This window comes from Streptomyces sp. NPDC002276 (assembly GCF_053891435.1).
Genome location: NZ_JBSFCQ010000013.1, coordinates 65,627 through 82,755, shown reverse-complemented (window position 1 = coordinate 82,755; position 17,129 = coordinate 65,627). Strand labels below are relative to the sequence as shown.

Annotated in this window: 17 protein-coding genes; 4 read left to right on the top strand and 13 right to left on the bottom strand. The window is 69.4% G+C overall.

The annotated features are described in order from the left end of the window. Window position 1 precedes the first annotated feature (1 nt). Window positions 2-1,207, top strand: coding sequence for a histidine kinase (locus tag ACWIHT_RS29880; protein ID WP_456171393.1), 1,206 nt, complete (start codon window positions 2-4; stop codon window positions 1,205-1,207). Window positions 1,208-1,213: 6 nt separating this feature from the next. On the opposite strand, the gene ACWIHT_RS29875 is transcribed toward ACWIHT_RS29880, so the two are convergent. From ACWIHT_RS29875 to ACWIHT_RS29845, 7 genes are all read right to left on the bottom strand, one after another. After that, window positions 1,214-1,372: a hypothetical protein gene (locus ACWIHT_RS29875; protein WP_019070924.1), complete on the bottom strand. Its 159-nt coding sequence runs from the start codon at window positions 1,370-1,372 to the stop codon at window positions 1,214-1,216. A gap of 13 nt (window positions 1,373-1,385) precedes the next feature. Then, entirely contained in the window at window positions 1,386-3,236 is a 1,851-nt protein-coding gene (locus ACWIHT_RS29870; protein ID WP_456171392.1) for a protein kinase domain-containing protein, read from the bottom strand. 25 nt (window positions 3,237-3,261) lie between these two features. After that, entirely contained in the window at window positions 3,262-4,545 is a 1,284-nt protein-coding gene (locus tag ACWIHT_RS29865; protein ID WP_456171391.1) for a DUF6777 domain-containing protein, read from the bottom strand. 118 nt (window positions 4,546-4,663) lie between these two features. Next, window positions 4,664-5,614 carry a cytochrome c oxidase assembly protein gene (locus ACWIHT_RS29860; RefSeq protein WP_456171390.1) on the bottom strand — a complete coding sequence of 317 codons (951 nt, stop codon included), beginning with the start codon at window positions 5,612-5,614 and terminating at the stop codon, window positions 4,664-4,666. Between the two features lie 105 nt (window positions 5,615-5,719). Further along, a complete protein-coding gene (locus ACWIHT_RS29855) occupies window positions 5,720-6,745 on the bottom strand; it encodes a 6-phosphofructokinase (RefSeq protein ID WP_456171389.1) in 1,026 nt (341 codons plus the stop codon). A gap of 189 nt (window positions 6,746-6,934) precedes the next feature. Continuing rightward, complete coding sequence (locus ACWIHT_RS29850; RefSeq protein WP_456171388.1) at window positions 6,935-7,663, bottom strand: type 1 glutamine amidotransferase; 729 nt, start codon at window positions 7,661-7,663, stop codon at window positions 6,935-6,937. 29 nt (window positions 7,664-7,692) lie between these two features. After that, complete coding sequence (locus ACWIHT_RS29845; protein ID WP_456171387.1) at window positions 7,693-8,931, bottom strand: MurT ligase domain-containing protein; 1,239 nt, start codon at window positions 8,929-8,931, stop codon at window positions 7,693-7,695. Between the two features lie 155 nt (window positions 8,932-9,086). Between ACWIHT_RS29845 and def the strand changes: the two genes are divergently transcribed. Beyond that, on the top strand, window positions 9,087-9,626 hold the full coding sequence (gene def / locus ACWIHT_RS29840; RefSeq protein ID WP_456171386.1) for a peptide deformylase: 540 nt from the start codon (window positions 9,087-9,089) through the stop codon (window positions 9,624-9,626). A gap of 73 nt (window positions 9,627-9,699) precedes the next feature. Here def and ACWIHT_RS29835 read toward each other — a convergent pair whose 3' ends face one another. After that, window positions 9,700-10,344 carry a TetR family transcriptional regulator gene (locus ACWIHT_RS29835; protein ID WP_200714059.1) on the bottom strand — a complete coding sequence of 215 codons (645 nt, stop codon included), beginning with the start codon at window positions 10,342-10,344 and terminating at the stop codon, window positions 9,700-9,702. A 171-nt stretch (window positions 10,345-10,515) separates the two neighbouring features. Here ACWIHT_RS29835 and ACWIHT_RS29830 point away from each other — a divergent pair, with 171 nt between their 5' ends. After that, on the top strand, window positions 10,516-11,745 hold the full coding sequence (locus ACWIHT_RS29830) for an acyl-CoA dehydrogenase family protein (protein ID WP_317880826.1): 1,230 nt from the start codon (window positions 10,516-10,518) through the stop codon (window positions 11,743-11,745). 93 nt (window positions 11,746-11,838) lie between these two features. Here ACWIHT_RS29830 and ACWIHT_RS29825 read toward each other — a convergent pair whose 3' ends face one another. From ACWIHT_RS29825 to ACWIHT_RS29815, 3 genes are read right to left on the bottom strand one after another with little or no spacing between them, the layout of a single operon-like run. Beyond that, entirely contained in the window at window positions 11,839-12,360 is a 522-nt protein-coding gene (locus tag ACWIHT_RS29825) for a cupin domain-containing protein (RefSeq protein ID WP_456171385.1), read from the bottom strand. A 7-nt stretch (window positions 12,361-12,367) separates the two neighbouring features. After that, window positions 12,368-13,582: a cytochrome P450 gene (locus ACWIHT_RS29820; protein WP_456171384.1), complete on the bottom strand. Its 1,215-nt coding sequence runs from the start codon at window positions 13,580-13,582 to the stop codon at window positions 12,368-12,370. Between the two features lie 7 nt (window positions 13,583-13,589). Then, window positions 13,590-14,654: a type III polyketide synthase gene (locus ACWIHT_RS29815; RefSeq protein ID WP_200714065.1), complete on the bottom strand. Its 1,065-nt coding sequence runs from the start codon at window positions 14,652-14,654 to the stop codon at window positions 13,590-13,592. A 182-nt stretch (window positions 14,655-14,836) separates the two neighbouring features. On the opposite strand from ACWIHT_RS29815, the gene ACWIHT_RS29810 reads away from it, so the two are divergent. Beyond that, complete coding sequence (locus ACWIHT_RS29810) at window positions 14,837-15,421, top strand: thiaminase II/PqqC family protein (protein ID WP_456171383.1); 585 nt, start codon at window positions 14,837-14,839, stop codon at window positions 15,419-15,421. Between the two features lie 49 nt (window positions 15,422-15,470). Here the strand turns inward: ACWIHT_RS29810 and ACWIHT_RS29805 are convergent, their stop codons facing one another. Further along, on the bottom strand, window positions 15,471-15,707 hold the full coding sequence (locus tag ACWIHT_RS29805; RefSeq protein WP_317880821.1) for a DUF6213 family protein: 237 nt from the start codon (window positions 15,705-15,707) through the stop codon (window positions 15,471-15,473). A 25-nt stretch (window positions 15,708-15,732) separates the two neighbouring features. After that, a complete protein-coding gene (locus ACWIHT_RS29800; protein ID WP_456171382.1) occupies window positions 15,733-17,118 on the bottom strand; it encodes an NADP-dependent succinic semialdehyde dehydrogenase in 1,386 nt (461 codons plus the stop codon). Window positions 17,119-17,129: the final 11 nt, after the last annotated feature.

The following is a 17,129-nucleotide window of genomic DNA, read 5'->3' as shown; positions in this document are numbered from 1 at the left end:
CATGAGCGGGTTCCTGGCCGGCCTCTGTGTCGCCGTACTCCCGTTGCTCGCCGCCGGGTTCTGGCTCGGGCGGCGCACCGCGCGCCCCGAGAGCCTCGGCGGGCTCGGCACCCCCGTCGAGCACGCCACCTTCCAGACCCTGCACACGGCCTCCCTCGCCGCACCTCCGCTGCGGGCCGGGCTCACCGGGGAGACGGCCCGCCGCTCGGCCCGCAGACTGCGCACGCTGCTCGGCACCGACGCGCTCTGCCTGACCGACCAGAAGCAGGTCCTCGCGTGGGACGGCGTCGGCGACCATCACCGGGCCGAGATCATGGAGCGGCTCGCGGGTCCGCTGGAGACCGGCCGGGGTGAGGCGTTCCGGCTCAAGTGCGATGCCCCGGACTGCCTGTTGCGCTGGGCGGTGGTCGCGCCGCTCACCGTCGACGACCGGGTCCACGGCGCGCTGGTCGCCTGTGCGCCGCGCGAGTCCGCAGTCCTCGTGCGGGCCGCCGGAGAGGTCGCCCGCTGGGTCTCCGTCCAACTGGAGTTGGCGGATCTGGACCAGTCCCGTACCCGGCTGATCGAGGCCGAGATCAAGGCACTTCGGGCCCAGATCTCCCCGCACTTCATCTTCAACTCGCTCGCCGTGATCGCGTCGTTCGTCCGCACCGATCCGGAGCGCGCCCGCGAACTGCTCCTCGAATTCGCCGACTTCACCCGCTACTCGTTCCGCAGGCACGGCGACTTCACCACCCTCGCGGACGAACTCCACGCCATCGACCACTACTTGGCACTGGTCAGGGCGCGCTTCGGCGAACGCCTCTCGGTCACGCTCCAGATCGCCCCCGAGGTACTCCCGGTCGCGCTCCCGTTCCTGTGCCTGCAACCGCTCGTCGAGAACGCTGTAAAGCACGGCCTGGAGGGCAAGGCCGACAAGAGCCGCATCAGCATCACCGCGCAGGACGCGGGCGCCGAGGCCCTCGTCGTCATCGAGGACGACGGCACCGGCATGGACCCCGACCTGCTCCGCCGCATCCTCGCGGGCGAGGTCAGCCCCTCCGGCGGCATCGGCCTGTCCAACGTCGACGACCGGCTCCGCCAGGTCTACGGCGACGACTACGGCCTCGTCATCGAGACCGCCGTAGGAGCGGGCATGAAGATCACCGCCCGGCTGCCGAAGTACCAGCCGGGCGTGCACTCGGCCAGTCGGCGGAGCGCCGAATAGCGCGCGTCAGGTGCTGCGCGTGGCCACCATCCCCAGAGTGATCAACCCCAGCACGACCCAGCCGAACCACAGCCAGCCGTTGCTGCCGAGCGCCACCGTGTAGGCCGTCACCACCACCAACCCGCCGACGGTGATCACCCCCATGGTCTTCGTGGAACCGGGCATCGCGACACCCTCCTCATGGTTCGTCCCCCTCCATGGTGCCCCCGTTCTGCTTCCGCACGGCGCACACGACGAAATGAGTGCCGGACTTCCACGGTCCCTCACTGGTCCAGGAGGCGGCCTCGTAGACCGATGGATCGAAGCCGTAGTCGGCCGGCGGCACGTCCCGCGCGCACGCCGCGTCCGACCGCGTACGGGCCTGGGCCAGCGTGACGTCCGCGCCCAACCGGGTGAACCCGACCACTTCCTGATCGTGCTTGCCGGTGCAGGAGACCAGGCTCGCCGCCCGGTTCGAGGGCACGTCCAGACAGTCCCGCTTCTGCATGGTCGACGTGTCCGCGAACGCCGAACCGAGGGCACGACGGCCGCCGAGCGGCCCGTAGACCGGTCCGTGCGCACCCAGCACCAGACAGGCGGTCCGACGTCCGGCCGCCTGGAAACCCGCGTCGGTCGGTACGACGGCGTAGCCCCGCACGTCCGCGAGCTTCTCCCGGATCTCCCGCGTCCGCCGCGCGCACCGGTCGGCGCCGACCTTCCGCGCCTCGTCGGCCGACGCCGTGGACACGAACGCCATCACCTGCCCGTCCGGCACGGTGGTCCGGCAACCGGCGTCCACGGCGAGCCGCGGCGTCCCCTGGAAAAGGCGCCCGCCCGGCCAGTCGGCGGTGACACAGTCGCCGTCCTTGAGCGGCACGGACAGCCCGACGGCCGTGCCGTACGGCGGGCTCTTCTTGCCGGTGCCCTTGGCGGGCGGCTGATGGGCCATCGCGTACCAGACACCGCCCAGGGCGAGCGCGAGCCCGAGCAGCCCCGCCAGGACGGACTGGAGCAGCCGGGGGCGGGCCCGCCGACGCCTGCCGGGCGGTGGGACCCATCCGTACGGCGGCGAGCCCTGTGTCGGCACCGGCATCGGCACTGCCACGGGTGCGGGCATGCCCTCCCAGGGCGACTGCGAACCCAGGTCCGTCTGCGTCCGGGCGTACGCCTCCGCCTCCGTCTGCGGCGTCACGATCCGCGACAGCGCCGCCTCCGCCTCCGCCGCCGGAATCCGCCGTAGCGGATCCTTCTCCAGCATCGCGTGGAGCACCGGTGCCAGGGCGCCCGCGCGGGACGGTGGCAGCGGGTCCTCCATGACCACGGCGGTGACCTCCGCGAGCGGCGACTCGCGGGTGAAGGGGCCGTGGCCCTCGACGGCGTGGTAGAGCGTGCAGCCCAGTGAGAACAGGTCGGCGGCGGCCGTCGGCGGCCCGCCCGTGGCCCGTTCCGGCGCCAGATAGCCCGCGGTGCCGACGAGCACGGACGTCAGCGTGTACCGCGTCTCCCCGGCGTCCGGCTGCACCGAGATGCCGTAGTCGGTGAGCAGGACCCGGGCGTACGGCGAACCGGTGCGGTCCGGCGCGAGCAGGATGTTCGCCGGTTTCACGTCCCGGTGCATCACGCCCCGGTCGTGCCCGGCGGTCAGCGCGTCGAGCACGGCGAGCCCGACGCGGGCGCACTCCGCGGGGGCGAGCGGGCCCTGCCGGCCGACCAGGTCGCGCAGGTCGACGGCGTTCGCCACGTACTCCATGACGATCCACGGCAGTCCGTCGTGCTCCAGCACGTCATGGACGGTCACCACATGGGGGTGGCCGCGCAGCCCCGCCGCGTGCCGGGCCTCGGCCTGGGCGCGGGCGACCCGGGCCTCGCGCTCGGCGTCGGCGAAGGCCGGGTTGCTGAACACGATCTCCTTGAGCGCGACTTCACAGGCCAGCCGCTGATCATGTGCGAGCCACACATGTCCCATACCGCCACTGCCCAACTGGTTCAGCAGCAGATAACGGCCGGCGATGACCCGGCCCACGCCCGATGTCGGCGATCCCTGTGGCATCCGGAGTCCCCCTCCCGGGTCCGCGTCATGTCTCGGTCGTGGTGGGGGTGGTGGGGGTGCCGGTCACGGGGTCTCTGGTGACCGGCACGCTGCTGGTCGAGGGAGCCGCGCTGGTGGTGACCGGTGCGCTCGTCACGGGTGAACTGCTCACCACCGAGGGCGAAACGGTCGCAGGGGAAGCGCTGGAGGGTGAACTGCTGGACGGCGGCTCGCTCTTGGGCGAGGACGGGGGCGGCGACGAGGGTGGTGAGGCGGGTGGCGATGAGGTAGTGGGCGGTGGTGTCGGGGACGTGGAGGGCGGTGCCGTGGATGTCGGTGGGCCGATGGTCGGTCCTGAGGTCGTCGGAGCCGGGGGAGTGGACGTCGCTCCGGTCGCCCCTCCGCTCGTCCCACCGGACACGGTCAGCGTCACGTACTGCCCGAACCGCAGCTCGGTCCCCGCCGGGGGATCGGACGCGGTGACCCGCGCGTCGTCGGAGGGCGCCGAGCTTCCGCCGTACCCGACGGCCAGCCCACTGCTGACCAGCTGCCGCCGAGCCTCCCCGAACGTCACCCCCATCAGGTTCGGCACCGCCTGCTGCCGCCGCGTGTCGAAGGTGGCGTCGCGCTTGCCCGTCGTACCGACCGGACGCGTGATGCCGACGTCGGGATCGTCGACGTCCACGAGGGCGAGCCCGTCCATCTTCTGCGGCGCCGGACGCACGGCCACCACCGAGGTCGGCTCATATCCGTGCCACTTCCTGTTGCCGTCCGCGAACTTGACGGAAATCCTCCCCGCGTCGCCCTTGAACGGACGCAGCGGATTTCCGCACGAGCACTTCGCGGCGGGTTCCCCCTGCTCGTCGACGAGAATCGCGATTCCGGCCTGGAGAAGGGAGTTGTAGGGCATGGCCTTTCCCTTTTTGTAGTCGTGGTTCTGTACGAGAGTGTCGTGACGCAGGAGTACGGGTGTGAGCCGGTCGAGATAGGCCGGAATCCCGCCCGTGGTGATTCCGAGCACGGACGACCACGCCACCGCCTTCCGATGGTTCGCGGGATCGGTCAGGAACTTCTTGAGCTTCGCCACGTCACAGATGGTCGGCTGCCTGGTGCCCCCGTACAGGCCGGGTGTGTCCCCTTGCTGCAAGGTGCCCCGCACCGGCAGCGACCGGACCTGGGCGTCATGTCCCAGGCCCTGTTTCTCGTCGAAGAAAGGCGCGAGCGACGGAACTCCGGCGGCGACCGCCTGCACGGCGAACAAATGTGCGCCCGCGCTGCATCCGCTCACCACCAGGACACAGACGAGCAGCGCGGCGATCCTGCGGATCACCGAAATTCCGATGCTTTGCACAATCGCGCGAATTGTCATTACCGCTCCCCCCGGTCGCGGTTCCCCCATCGCGCTTTATGCTACTGAACGAAATTTCCGTTCAGTGAGCCGCGTGCGTTCAATTGCCTCGTGTGTTCAATGAGGCCAAATAGGCGTTGTACGCCTCAAGTTCCTTGTCGCCGTCCCGGTCGGCGGCCCGGTCCTGCCGCTTGGCCTGCCGCTGCTCCGAGCTGTACCACTGGAACAGCAGGGCGATCAGCACCAGTACGGAGGGGATCTCGCTGAACGCCCAGGCGATACCGCCGGCCGCGTTCTGGTCGGAGAGCGCGTCGATGCCGAGCGAGGCGGGCGGGTGCTTGAACGTCTCGACCATCGGCTCCGACGCCATCATCAGCGCGATGCCGAAGAACGCGTGGAACGGCATCCCGGCGAACAGCTCCAGCATCCGCATCAGATAACCGGGCCGACTCGGTCCCGGATCCACGCCCATGATCGGCCAGAAGAACACCACGCCCACGGCGAGGAAGTGCACCATCATCGCGATGTGCCCGGTCTTCGAGCCCATGAGGAAGTCGAAGATCGGCGTGAAGTAGAGGGCGTACAGGCTCGCGATGAACAGCGGGATCGTGAACGCGGGATGCGTGATGATCTTCATGTACCGGCTGTGCAGGAACATCAACAGCAGTTCGCGCGGCCCCTTACGACCCCGGGCCGCCGGCGGCAGCGCCCGCAGCGCGAGCGTGACCGGGGCGCCGAGCAGCAGCAGGATCGGCGACAGCATGCTGATGATCATGTGCTGCACCATGTGCACGCTGAACATGACCATGCCGTAGTCGTTGAGCTTGGTGCACATCACGAGCCCGACCGTCAGCACACCGATGACGTAGGAGATCGTCCGCCCCACGGGCCAGGAGTCCCCGCGCCGCCGCAACCGCACGACCCCCCACCCGTACAGCCCGAGCCCGACCAGGCAGGCGGTGAGGAAGAACGGGTCGGCCGACCATTCGAGCCCGCGCCCCAACGTGAACGGCGGCAGATCCATGGTCATGCCGTGCCCGCCGTGATCCATCGGACGGCTCCTGATTCGTGGGGGTTGTGCAAGTCTGTCCGCACACAGACTAGAACTGCCCCCGGTCAGGATCATGACCGGGGGCAGTTTCGTTCTACGTACGGGCTACAGCACGCACTCAGCCTCTTCGTACCGATCAGCGGGAACGGTCTTGAGGGTCTCCACCGCGTCCGCCAACGGCACCATCAAGATGTCCGTCCCCCGGAGCGCGGTCATCTTCCCGAACTCCCCACGGTGCGCGGCCTCCACCGCGTGCCACCCGAACCGGGTCGCGAGGACGCGGTCGTAGGCGGTCGGGGTGCCACCGCGCTGGACGTGCCCGAGGATCACCGGCCGCGCCTCCTTGCCGAGCCGCTCCTCCAGTTCGAGGGACAGCTGCCGCGCGATCCCCGCGAAGCGCTCATGGCCGTAGACGTCCTTCTTGCCCTCGTCGAACTCCATGGAGCCCGCACGCGGCTTGGCACCTTCAGCCGCCACCACGATCGCGAACCGCTTGCCCGCCTCGAAGCGTTCGCCGACGCGTGCGGCCAACTCCTCGATGTCGAAGGGGCGTTCAGGTACGACGATGGCGTGCGCGCCCGCCGCCATGCCGGAGTGCAGCGCGATCCAGCCGGTGTGGCGGCCCATGACCTCGACGACGAGGACGCGCTGGTGGGACTCGGCGGTCGTCTTGAGCCGGTCGAGCGCCTCGGTCGCGACACCGACGGCCGTGTCGAAGCCGAAGGTGACGTCCGTGACAGCGATGTCGTTGTCGATGGTCTTGGGGACGCCGACGATCGGGAGCCCGGCGTCGTACATCAGCTTGGCGGCCTTGAGGGTGCCCTCACCGCCTATCGGGATGATGGCGTCGAGGCCGAGTTCCTCGACATGGCCCCGGGCCTGCTCCACGCCGTCCCGCAGATGGGAGGGCTGGACCCGGGAGGAGCCGAGGATGGTGCCGCCGCGGGCGAGGATGCCGCTCACCGCGTCGAGGTCGAGCTTGAGGTAGTCGCACTCCAGGAGGCCCTTCCAGCCGTCCCGGAAGCCGATGACCTCGTCGCCGTGGTCCACGACGGCGCGGTGCACGACGGACCGGATGACGGCGTTCAGGCCGGGGCAGTCGCCGCCGGACGTGAGCACACCAATGCGCATAGCCCGAAAGAACCTTCTCAACGTGGGCGGGACCGGACCACGTTGTCCGGCACGATCCCCGCCACCCTAACGGCAGGAGGGGGCGGGGTCGTAGCGTGCGTCCGCCTGCTGGACGACCCCGCTCACCTGCGCGGACGAGCCGTCAGACGGGCTGGTTGCCCGCACCCGAAGACCAGGTGTACGCGCCGCTTACGCGGGCTGCTGAGCTGCGGCGATGCGCTCGCTGCGGAGCGCCTCGTACCAGCGGTCGTCGATCGGAGGCAGCGCGTTCACGTCAAGGGCCAGCTTGAGCAGCAGGTCCGCGATCAGCGGGTTGCGGGCGAGCACGGGTCCGTGCATGTACGTACCGAACACCGTGTCGTTGTACGCGCCCTCGGTGCCGTCGCCCGTGCCGTTGCCCTTGCCGAGCCGCACCTGCGCGAACGGGCGGGCGGAGGGGCCGAGGTGGGTGACGCCCTGGTGGTTCTCGAAGCCGGTCAGCGGGGGCAGGCCCAGCCGCGGGTCGATGTCGCCGAGGACGTCACCGACGCAGCGCTCGCCCTCGCCGCGCACCGACACCACGTCGAGCAGGCCGAGGCCGGGCTCGCGCTGCCCGAGGTCGTTGATGAACTCGTGGCCGAGGATCTGGTAGCCGGCGCACACCGAGAAGACGATCGCGCCGTTGCCGATCGCCCGGTGCAGGCCGCCGTCCCGGCGCAGCCGCTCGGCCGCGAGCCGCTGCGGGCGGTCCTCGCCGCCGCCGATCAGATAGATGTCGCCCGAGGTCGGGATCGGCTGGTCGCTGCGCACGTCCAGCCGTGCCACGTCGAGGCCGCGCTGCCGCGCCCGGCGTTCCACGACGAGGGCGTTGCCCTGGTCGCCGTAGGTGCTCAGCAGGTCGGGGTAGATCCACACCAGACGGAGCTGGTTGTCGCTCATGGTCATTCGTCCTCTGGGGGTTCTGGGTCTCAGTTGCCGACGCGGCGGCGCAGGTCCTGGAACGCGGTGTAGTTCGCGATGACCTCGATCCGGCCGGGCGGGGCCTGCTGCACGGCCTGGTCGAGGTTGTCGCAGACCTGGAAGTGCTGGTTGGCCACTTCCAGACGGACCGCGAGGTCCAGCTTGCGGTCGCCCACGACGAAGATGGGGTGGCCGGTCAGTCGCGTGTAGTCGACGTCCCACAGCCACGAGGTGTCGGTGCCGTCGGCGCCGCGCGCGTTCACCGAGAGGATCACCGGGGTGGGCGGCGGATCGATCAGGCTGAACGTTTCGAGCCAGCCCGCCGGGTTCTTCGCCAGCAGCAGGCGCAGGTCGCGCTGCATGAACTGGACGACGTCATAACGTCCGGCGACGGCCTGCACCCGGTACATGCGCTCCAGGGCGACCTGCGGCGGCACCCCGAAGACGGCGGCGACGGCGGCGGAGGACGCGGCGTTGGCCTTGTTGGCGCGGCCGGGCAACTGGAGGTGGATGGGCCAGGCGGAACCGTGCGGATCGAGCACATGGTCCCCGGACAGCGTCCAACTCGGCGTCGGCCGCCGGAACCCGCACTCACCGCAGAACCAGTCGTCACCGGGCCGCTGCATCACGCCACCACAGGACGGGCAGGACCAGGCGTCGTCCTTCCACATCTGCCCGGCGGCGACCCAGATCACATTGGGGGAGGAGGACGCGGCCCACACGACCAGCGGGTCGTCCGCGTTGGCGACGACGACGGCCTTCGAACCGGCAAGCCCCTCACGCCAGTTCTCCGCGAGCATGCGGGTCTCGGCCGCGCGGTCCAGCTGGTCGCGGGAGAGGTTGAGCAGCGCGATGCACTTGGGGTCGGTGTCCCGGGCGACGCCGGCGAGGTACTTCTCGTCGACCTCGATGACCCCGAACTTGGCGTCCGAGCCGCCGGCCAGCGCCGAGGTGATACCGGCGGGCATGTTGGCACCGAGCGCGTTCGACACGACGGGCCCGGCGGCCCCGAGCGCCTCGGCGATGAGCCGCGTGGTCGTGGTCTTGCCGTTGGTGGCCGAGACCAGAGTCACATCCAGACTCTGCGCGAGCCGGGCGAGGAGGTCGGGGTCGAGTTTGAGTGCCACTCGGCCGCCGATCACCGATCCGCTGCCCCGCCCCGCGGCACGCGATGCCGCCGCGACCGCCTTGCCCGCCGTCACGGCGAGCTTGGCCCGCGGCGTGAGCGGGTCCGAGTTGCCTGCCATCAGTTCTCGATCCTCCTTGCGTACGCGCCGCGCCTCTGCCTCCGGCAACGTGGTGTGGACCTCAGCCTATCGAGATCCTTATCAGTGCCCGAACCCGCGGCACCGCGAACGCCTCGCGGCGGGCGTGCGCCGTAGAGAACCGTACCCTTGCGCCCATGCGATACGGCTCCATCCCGGGCGCCCACGGGCGAGTCCGTCCCCTCACCCTGCTCGGCGACCCCCTCCTGCATGCCCCGTGCGAGGAGGTGACGAACTTCGGCCCCGAACTCGCCCGCCTCGTAGAGGACTTGTTCGCGACGATGTACGCGGCCCAGGGCGTGGGCCTCGCCGCGAACCAAGTCGGCGAATCCTTGCGGGTGTTCGTCTACGACTGCCCCGACGACGAGGAGACCCGCCACCTGGGTCATGTGGTGAACCCACGCCTGGTCGAGACGGATGGGCTGGTGCTGCGCGGCCCTGAAGGCTGCCTGTCCCTACCGGGCCTGGAGGCGGGGACGGAGCGCTACGACCACGCGGTCGTCGAGGGCTTCACGGTGACCGGGGAACCGATCACCGTGGAGGGGACGGGTTGGTTCGCGAGGTGCTTGCAGCACGAGTGCGACCACGTGGAGGGACGGGTGTACGCGGACCGCGTGACGGGCTGGCGCCGAAACCGCCTGATGCGACAAGCGGCCCGAGCTTCATGGCGCCGGTGAGTTCAGGTCTTTTCTTTAGGGGCGCGGGGAACTGCGCGATCAGCCCCCACTCACCCGCACTCTGAACACGACCTCAGAACCCCGGCCCACCCACCTTGTCCCCGGCGGCAGCCAACCGCCCCCACAACAGATCAGCCAAACTCCGCACCAACTCCGCCCGAGAACAAGGCCGTTCCCCCAGCCACCAGTCCCCGGCCGCATGCATCATCCCGACGATCCCATGCCCCCACACCCGGGCCAACTGCTGGCTGTTGGGCCCGAGATCCACCCGCTCCTCGATGACCTGAGCGAGTTCCTCCCCCATCCGCCGAAGCAGCGGTACCGAGTGATTCCCCGTGTCGAACCCGTGGTCCGCGGTCTGCCCGCCCTCGACGGGATGCATCAGGAACCGGTACACCTGAGGCAGCGCCTCGATCGCGGCGAGGTAGGTGTCGAGCGTGGCCTCGACCCGCTCCCGACGCTCGGCGGGAGCGTCCAGCGCGGCCCGCAGTGAGGACAGCAGCGCGTCGGTGTGCCGCTTGGCGAGCGCCGCGTACAGTCCGCCCTTGTCACCGAAGTGCCGGTACAGGATCGGCTTGGTGATGCCGGCCTCGGCCGCGATCGCGTTCATCGAGGCCTGTGGGCCGTCACGCAGCACCACCCTGTCCGCGGCCTCCAACAGCTCACGCCGTCGGCGGTCGGCGGACCGCTGTTGATCGGTCCGCTGCGTGGTGCTCATGGTCTCTCCCCACCCGTGCTGAATCGGTAACGCCTGCGCAAACTAACACTCAACGTGCCACACACCTCGAACGGGCTGCCGAGACGTCATCGGGAGTTGACTTTTCCTACCCGTCGGTAACAGACTCTGTCGTTACCGCAAGTAACATGCTAGTGCGCTGCTGGAGGAGTCATGGCCGAGTTCACCATGGAACTCAACGACGAACAGAAGGAGGTGCGGGACTGGCTGCACGGCTTCGCCGCCGATGTCATCCGCCCCGCCGCCGCCGAATGGGACGAGCGTGAGGAGACTCCCTGGCCGGTCATCCAGGAGGCCGCCAAGGTCGGCATCTACTCCCTGGACTTCTATGCCCAGCAGTACTTCGACCCCACCGGCCTCGGCATCCCGATGGCCATGGAGGAGCTGTTCTGGGGCGACGCGGGCATAGCCCTCTCCATAGTCGGCACCGGTCTCGCCGCGGTCGGCGTCCTCGCCAACGGCACCGAGGAGCAGATCGGCACCTGGATTCCCCAGATGTACGGCGACGCCAACGACGTGAAGGTCGCCGCCTTCTGCTCCTCCGAGCCCGACGCCGGTTCCGACGTGGCCTCCATGCGCACGCGTGCCGTCTACGACGAGGCCAAGGACGAGTGGATCCTCAACGGCACCAAGACCTGGGCGACCAACGGCGGTATCGCCAACGTCCACGTCGTCGTCGCGGTCGTCGACGCGGACCTCGGCTCCAAGGGTCACGCCTCCTTCATCGTCCCGTCGGGCACGCCGGGTCTGTCCCAGGGGCAGAAGTTCAAGAAGCACGGCATCCGCGCCTCGCACACCGCCGAGGTGGTCCTGGAGAACGCGCGCGTCCCCGGTTCCTGCCTGCTCGGCGGCAAGGAGAAGCTGGACGAGCGCCTCGCCCGTGCCCGTGAGCGCGCGAAGGCCGGCGGCGGCGAGCGGGTGAAGAACGCGGCGATGGCGACGTTCGAGGCCAGCCGCCCCGCGGTGGGCGCCATGGCGGTCGGCACCGCGCGCGCCGCGTACGAGGTCGCCCTCGACTACGCGAAGACCCGCGAGCAGTTCGGCCGCCCGATCATCGACAACCAGGGCGTCGCCTTCCAGATCGCCGACATGCGTACGTCCATCGACGCGGCGCGGCTGTTGGTGTGGCGGGCCTCCTGGATGGCGGTCAACGGCAAGCAGTTCACCGCGGCCGAGGGCTCGATGTCGAAGCTCTTCGCCAGCGAGACGGCGAAGAAGGTGACCGCGCAGGCGATCCAGATCCTCGGCGGGAACGGCTACACGCGTGAGTATCCCGTCGAGCGGATGCACCGGGATGCGGCGATCTACACGATCTTCGAGGGCACGAGTGAGATCCAACGGCTGGTGATCGCACGGACGTTGTCGGGGATGCCGATTCGTTGAGTTCCCGCGCCCCTGAAAACCCGTCAGGCACCGGTGTCCTTAAGGGGCGCGGGGAACTGCGCGACCAGCCCCCACCGGCCGGTAGCCGAACAACTACCGGTGTTTCAAAGGCGTCAACTGCTCGATGTCATAACGCGCCCGCAGCTCCTCGATAGCCGCATGATCCGGCGGCCCCCCACCCCCGAGAATCTCCAACAACTCCTCGAAATACCGCTCATGATCGGGCGGCGGAGACGCCTGGAAGAACATCTTCGCGGGCGTCTCCGTGGGGTTGGAGAACGCGTGCGGACACCCGGGCGGTACGACGATCACCGTCCCCGGTGTCGCCCGCACCACCCGACTCCCCGAACTCGACTCCCACCGCTGCCAGTTGTCCGGCGTCCGGATCCGCGGCTCGAAGGCGAGCACGTCCAGCTCGCCTTCGAGGACGTAGAACAACTCCTCGCTGCGCGTGTGCACATGGGCCCCGACGTCGAACCCCGGCGGCACCACCACCTCGAAGGTGGACGCCGTCCGCGAGTGCGACCCGGTCACCTTGAACGTCACGTGCTGCGCGGGTGTCTGTACGACCCGGCCGTGCCCCGGCGGCACGAGCAGCCCCTCCGTCGCCGTCATCGACACCTCACCACGTCACGGGCAGTGCCTCGGGACCACGGATCAACGCGCCCTTCTTGAACGGCACTTGATCGGCCGGAACCGCGAGCCGCAGCCCCGGCAACCGGTCGAGGAGCGCGTCCACCAGCAGCTCGGACTCCATCCGCGCCAGCATGTTGCCGGGACAGAAGTGCGGGCCGAAACCGAAGGAGACGTGCGGGTTCGGGCTGCGCGAGAAGTCGATCTTCTCGGGGTCGGGGAAGACGTCCGGATCGCGGTTGGCGGCCAGGTACGACACGTACACCGGGTCGCCCGCCCGCATCCGTACCCCGCGGATCTCCACGTCCTCCATGGTGATCCGGGACAGCCCGACCGCGTTGCGGTGCGGGATGTACCGCAGCAGCTCGTCGATGGCCTGGGGCCTCAACTCCGGCTCGGAGCGCAGCCGTTCGACGAGATCGGGGCGGGTCAGCAGCAGATAGAACATCTGCCCGCTGTTGTTGGTGACCGCCTCGCCGCCGATCTGTAGCAGCACCGCGAGCCCGACCGCCTCCTCCAGGGTCATCTCCTCGCGGCCCACGGCTCCACCGAGCAGCGAGGCGACGTCCTCGCCGTCGCTGCTCTCCCGCAGCCCGATGAGATCGCCGAAGTAGGCGCCCATCTCCTGCTTGGCCTGCTCGCTGACCTCGGCGCCGTGCGAGGAGGACAGGATGAGCTGGGTCCAGGTGTGCATGCCGTGCCGGTCGGCCGCCGGCACGCCCATCAGCTCGCAGATCACCGCGATCGGGAACGGACTCAGCACGGTCTCGGTGAGATCGGCCGGCGGTCCGTCCTGGAGCAGTTCGTCGACCAACTCGTCTAGCAGCAACCGGGATTGCTCCCGCACCCGCTCCACCCCGCGCGTCGTGAACGCTGGCGCCACCGAGCGCCGTAGCCGCGTGTGGTCCGGCGGATCGAGGAAGCCGACCGCGCCGCGGGCCGGGATGAAGTGCGGGGCGAGCCGGGTCACCGGCTGGTCCATCACCGCCTCGCGGCTGAACCGGGGATCGTTGGTGACCATCCGCACGTCGTCGTGCCGGGTGACCAGCCACGCCCAGCCCTCACCGTTGGGCAGCTTGATCCGGTTGACCGGACCCTCCCGCATCAACTTGGTGAGGACCGGGTCGAAGTCCACCCCGGTCAGGTCGAGGGCCGGCCAGGGCCTGACCGGGGGCAGGGTCTCGGTGATCGTCTCTTCAGTCATGCCGTACTCAAGCCGTCTCTCGGTCGTCGCGGTGCCAGCGGCCCAGGGCCATCTCGGCGGTGATACCGGGTCCGAACCCGGCGAGCAGTCCACGCGCCCGGTGTTCGGCGCCGCCCTCGTCGAAGAGCCGGCGCAGCGCGTCCAGCACGACGGCGCTGGCGATGTTGCCGTACTCGGTGAGGGTGGCCCGGCTGAACCGGAACGCGTGCGGGTCGACCTGGAGGAACTTGCTCAGGTCGTCGAGTATTCGGGGCCCGCCCGCGTGGACTATGTAGAAGTCCAGGTCGGCCGCGTCCCAGCCGTGCAGTCCCGCGAGGTCCTGGAGCGCCGGGGCGAGGGGCTCCATGGTGGCCGGCACCCGCTTGTCCAGCAGGAAGTGGAACCCGGTGGCCCGCACGTCGTACATGATCCACTCTTCGGTCTTGGGGATCAGGTACGACCCGTTGCGCTCCAGCTGGATGCCGGTGCCGCCCCGCCCGCGCACGACCGCGGCGGCGATACCGTCGCCGAACAGCCCGTTGGAGAGCAGGGAGCCGATGCCGAGGTCGGTCGGCTGGTAGCACAGCGAGCAGAACTCGCAGGCCACGATGAGGGCGTTGGCGTCCGGGTACGCCGTGCAGAAGTCGTGCGCCCGGTTGATCGCCGCGCCGCCGGCCGCGCAGCCGAGCTGGGCGATCGGGATCTGCCGGGTGGTGGACTCGAAGGCCATCTCGTTGATCAGCCAGGCCGTGAGCGAGGGCATCATGAAGCCCGTGCACGAGACGTAGATGATCACGTCGATGTCGGTGGTGAGCAGCTCCGCCTCGTCGAGCGCCCGCTGTACGACCGACGGGACCCGGGCCTTCGCCTCGGCCGTGTAGATCCTGTTGCGGTCCTCGAACCCGGGGTGCTTCAGGGTCTCCTCGATGGGCTGCACGATGTGCCGGGTGCGCACACCGGTGTTCTCGATCAGCCGGAGGGCCAGCGGCAGGTTGGGGTGGTCCGCGTGGCGGGAGCGCGCCAGCTCAAGCGTCTCCTCCATCGTGATCACGTGCTCCGGAACCGACACCGAGGGTTTGCACAAAGTCGCCATGAACCGTCCCTGCTTTCGCCTTCCGGAAGGCCTTCGCCCGCCGGTCAGAAGGTGGTTCACCTCAGAGGGTGGTGCACCCACGATCACCCTTGAGGGCGACGATCTCTCGGTGGACTACTCCAATTCAGGGACCCTGTGTAAAGGTCGGATCAGTATCCGGACCCCGCCCGAAGAAGGACGCGATGACCACGAACCCTTTGGTAGCCCGGATCGAGACCGGCACGGCCCCCATCGAAACCCTCGCAACTCTTGCCCTGGAACAACACCGCGTGATCCCGGCCGACCGCCGCGCCTTCCTGCATCTGGCGCAACGCGAAACGACCACTCCGGAGGCAGCCGACTTCTTCGAGTTCGTGGCGGCGGGGGAGGCGATGGCGGGCGAGCGACTGACCGCCTTCGCGGAGGCGTGCGGAGTGGACGAGGAACGGTTGCGTGCGTATGAGCCACTACCGGGCTGCCAGGCCTATCCGGCGTACGTGGCGTGGCTGGCCCTGAACGCCGATCCGACGGACGTGGTGGCGGCCCTGACATCCAACTTCGCGGAATGGGGCGGCTATTGCGCGACGATCGCGGGCGCGCTGCGGTCCGAGTACGGCTTCACGGAGGAGGCTTGCGGCTTCTTCGATTTCTTCGCAGAGCCGTCCCCGGAATTGGATGAGAAGGCGGCGAGGGCGAGCGGGGCGAACAAGGGGTTGGTGAACACCTACAGCACCTTGCTCAAGCATTACGAGGCGATGTTCTGGACCACGCTGGGGGGAGTTTCCTAGGGGCGCGGGGAACTGCGCGCCCAGCCACAACCCACCCGCACCCGCCCGACTACGACGACCCCCCACTGCTGTGCGCGATGCACGCAACGTCAATACGATCCGCCAGCTTCGCCAGCTCGATCGTCAACGCAGCCACCGTGTCCTCATCAAGCCCCTCTTCCCCGGCCTCAACAAGGTGCAGCCACCGCCCACCCACGGTACGCAAAAGCTTGCTGACATCCGCCGCAGCCACCTGCAAGGTCCCGCGGTCGTCGACGATCAGAGGCAGAGTCACTTCGCGGTTCACACAGGGGATCGTAGCCGCGGAACGCTCACGCTCCGTGCCATACCGTGGTGATGTTGCAGAACTCCCGGATTCCGTGCCCCGACAGTTCCCGTCCGTACCCGGACCGCTTCACCCCGCCGAACGGGAACGCCGGATGGGACGCGGTCATGCCGTTGAAGAACACCCCGCCGGCCTCCAGATCCCGTACGAACCGGTCGGCCTCGCCCTCGTCCCGCGTCCACACGTTGGAACTCAGCCCGAACGGCGTGTCGTTGGCGACGAGGACCGCCTCGTCGAGGTCGGCCACCCGGTACAGCGTGGCGACGGGTCCGAACGTCTCCTCGCGGTGGACGCGCATCTTGCGGGTGATGTCGCCGAGGACGGTCGGCGGGTAGTACCAGCCGGGCCCGTCGGGCCGCTCCCCGCCGCACAGCACGGTCGCGCCGCTGCGCACGGCGTCGTCGACGAGTTCTTCCAGATCGTCCCGCCCCTGTTCGCTGGCGAGCGGTCCCACCTCGGTCTCCTCCGCCAGTGGATCACCGACAGTGAGCGCCTTCATGCCGGCCACGAACCGTTCGGCGAACGCGTCGAAGACGTCCGTGTGCACGATGAACCGCTTGGCGGCGATGCAGGACTGCCCGTTGTTCTGCACGCGTGCCGTCACCGCGATCCGCGCGGCCCGGTCGATGTCGGCGGACGGCATGACGACGTAGGGGTCGCTGCCGCCCAGTTCCAGCACCGTCTTCTTGACCATGTCCCCGGCGACGGACGCGACGGCCCGCCCGGCGGGTTCGCTGCCGGTGAGGGTGGCCGCCTTCACCCGCTCGTCGCGCAGGATCTCCTCGACCGCGCCGGAGCCGACGAGGAGGGTCTGGAAGGCGCCCTCGGGGAAGCCCGCGCGGTGGAACAGGTCCTCCAGGTAGAGCGCGGTCTGCGGGACGTTCGAGGCGTGCTTGAGCAGGCCGACGTTGCCCGCCATCAGCGCGGGCGCGGCAAAGCGGATCACCTGCCACAGCGGGAAGTTCCACGGCATCACCGCGAGCACCGGGCCCAGCGGCCGGTAGCGGACCAGTGCCCGGGAGGCACCGGAGTCCTTCACGTCGGAGGCGGCGGGCTCCTCGTCGGCGAGCAACTCTTGTGCGTGGTCGGCGTACCAGCGCATCGACCGCGCGCACTTGGCGGCCTCCGCGCGGGCCTGCTTGACCGGCTTGCCCATCTCGGTGGTCATGACGCGGCCGATGTCCCGCTGGTCCTCGTCGAGCAGGTCGGCGGCCCGGTGCATGAGCCGGGCGCGTTCGGCGAAGGCGGACGTCCGGTAGGTGCGGAACGTGGCCTCCGCGAGCCGGAGCCTGCGCTCGATCTCCTCGTCACCCATGGCCTCGTACGTCTTGAGCGTCTCACCGTTGGCCGGGTTGACCGTCGCGATGGGCATGGCTGACCTCC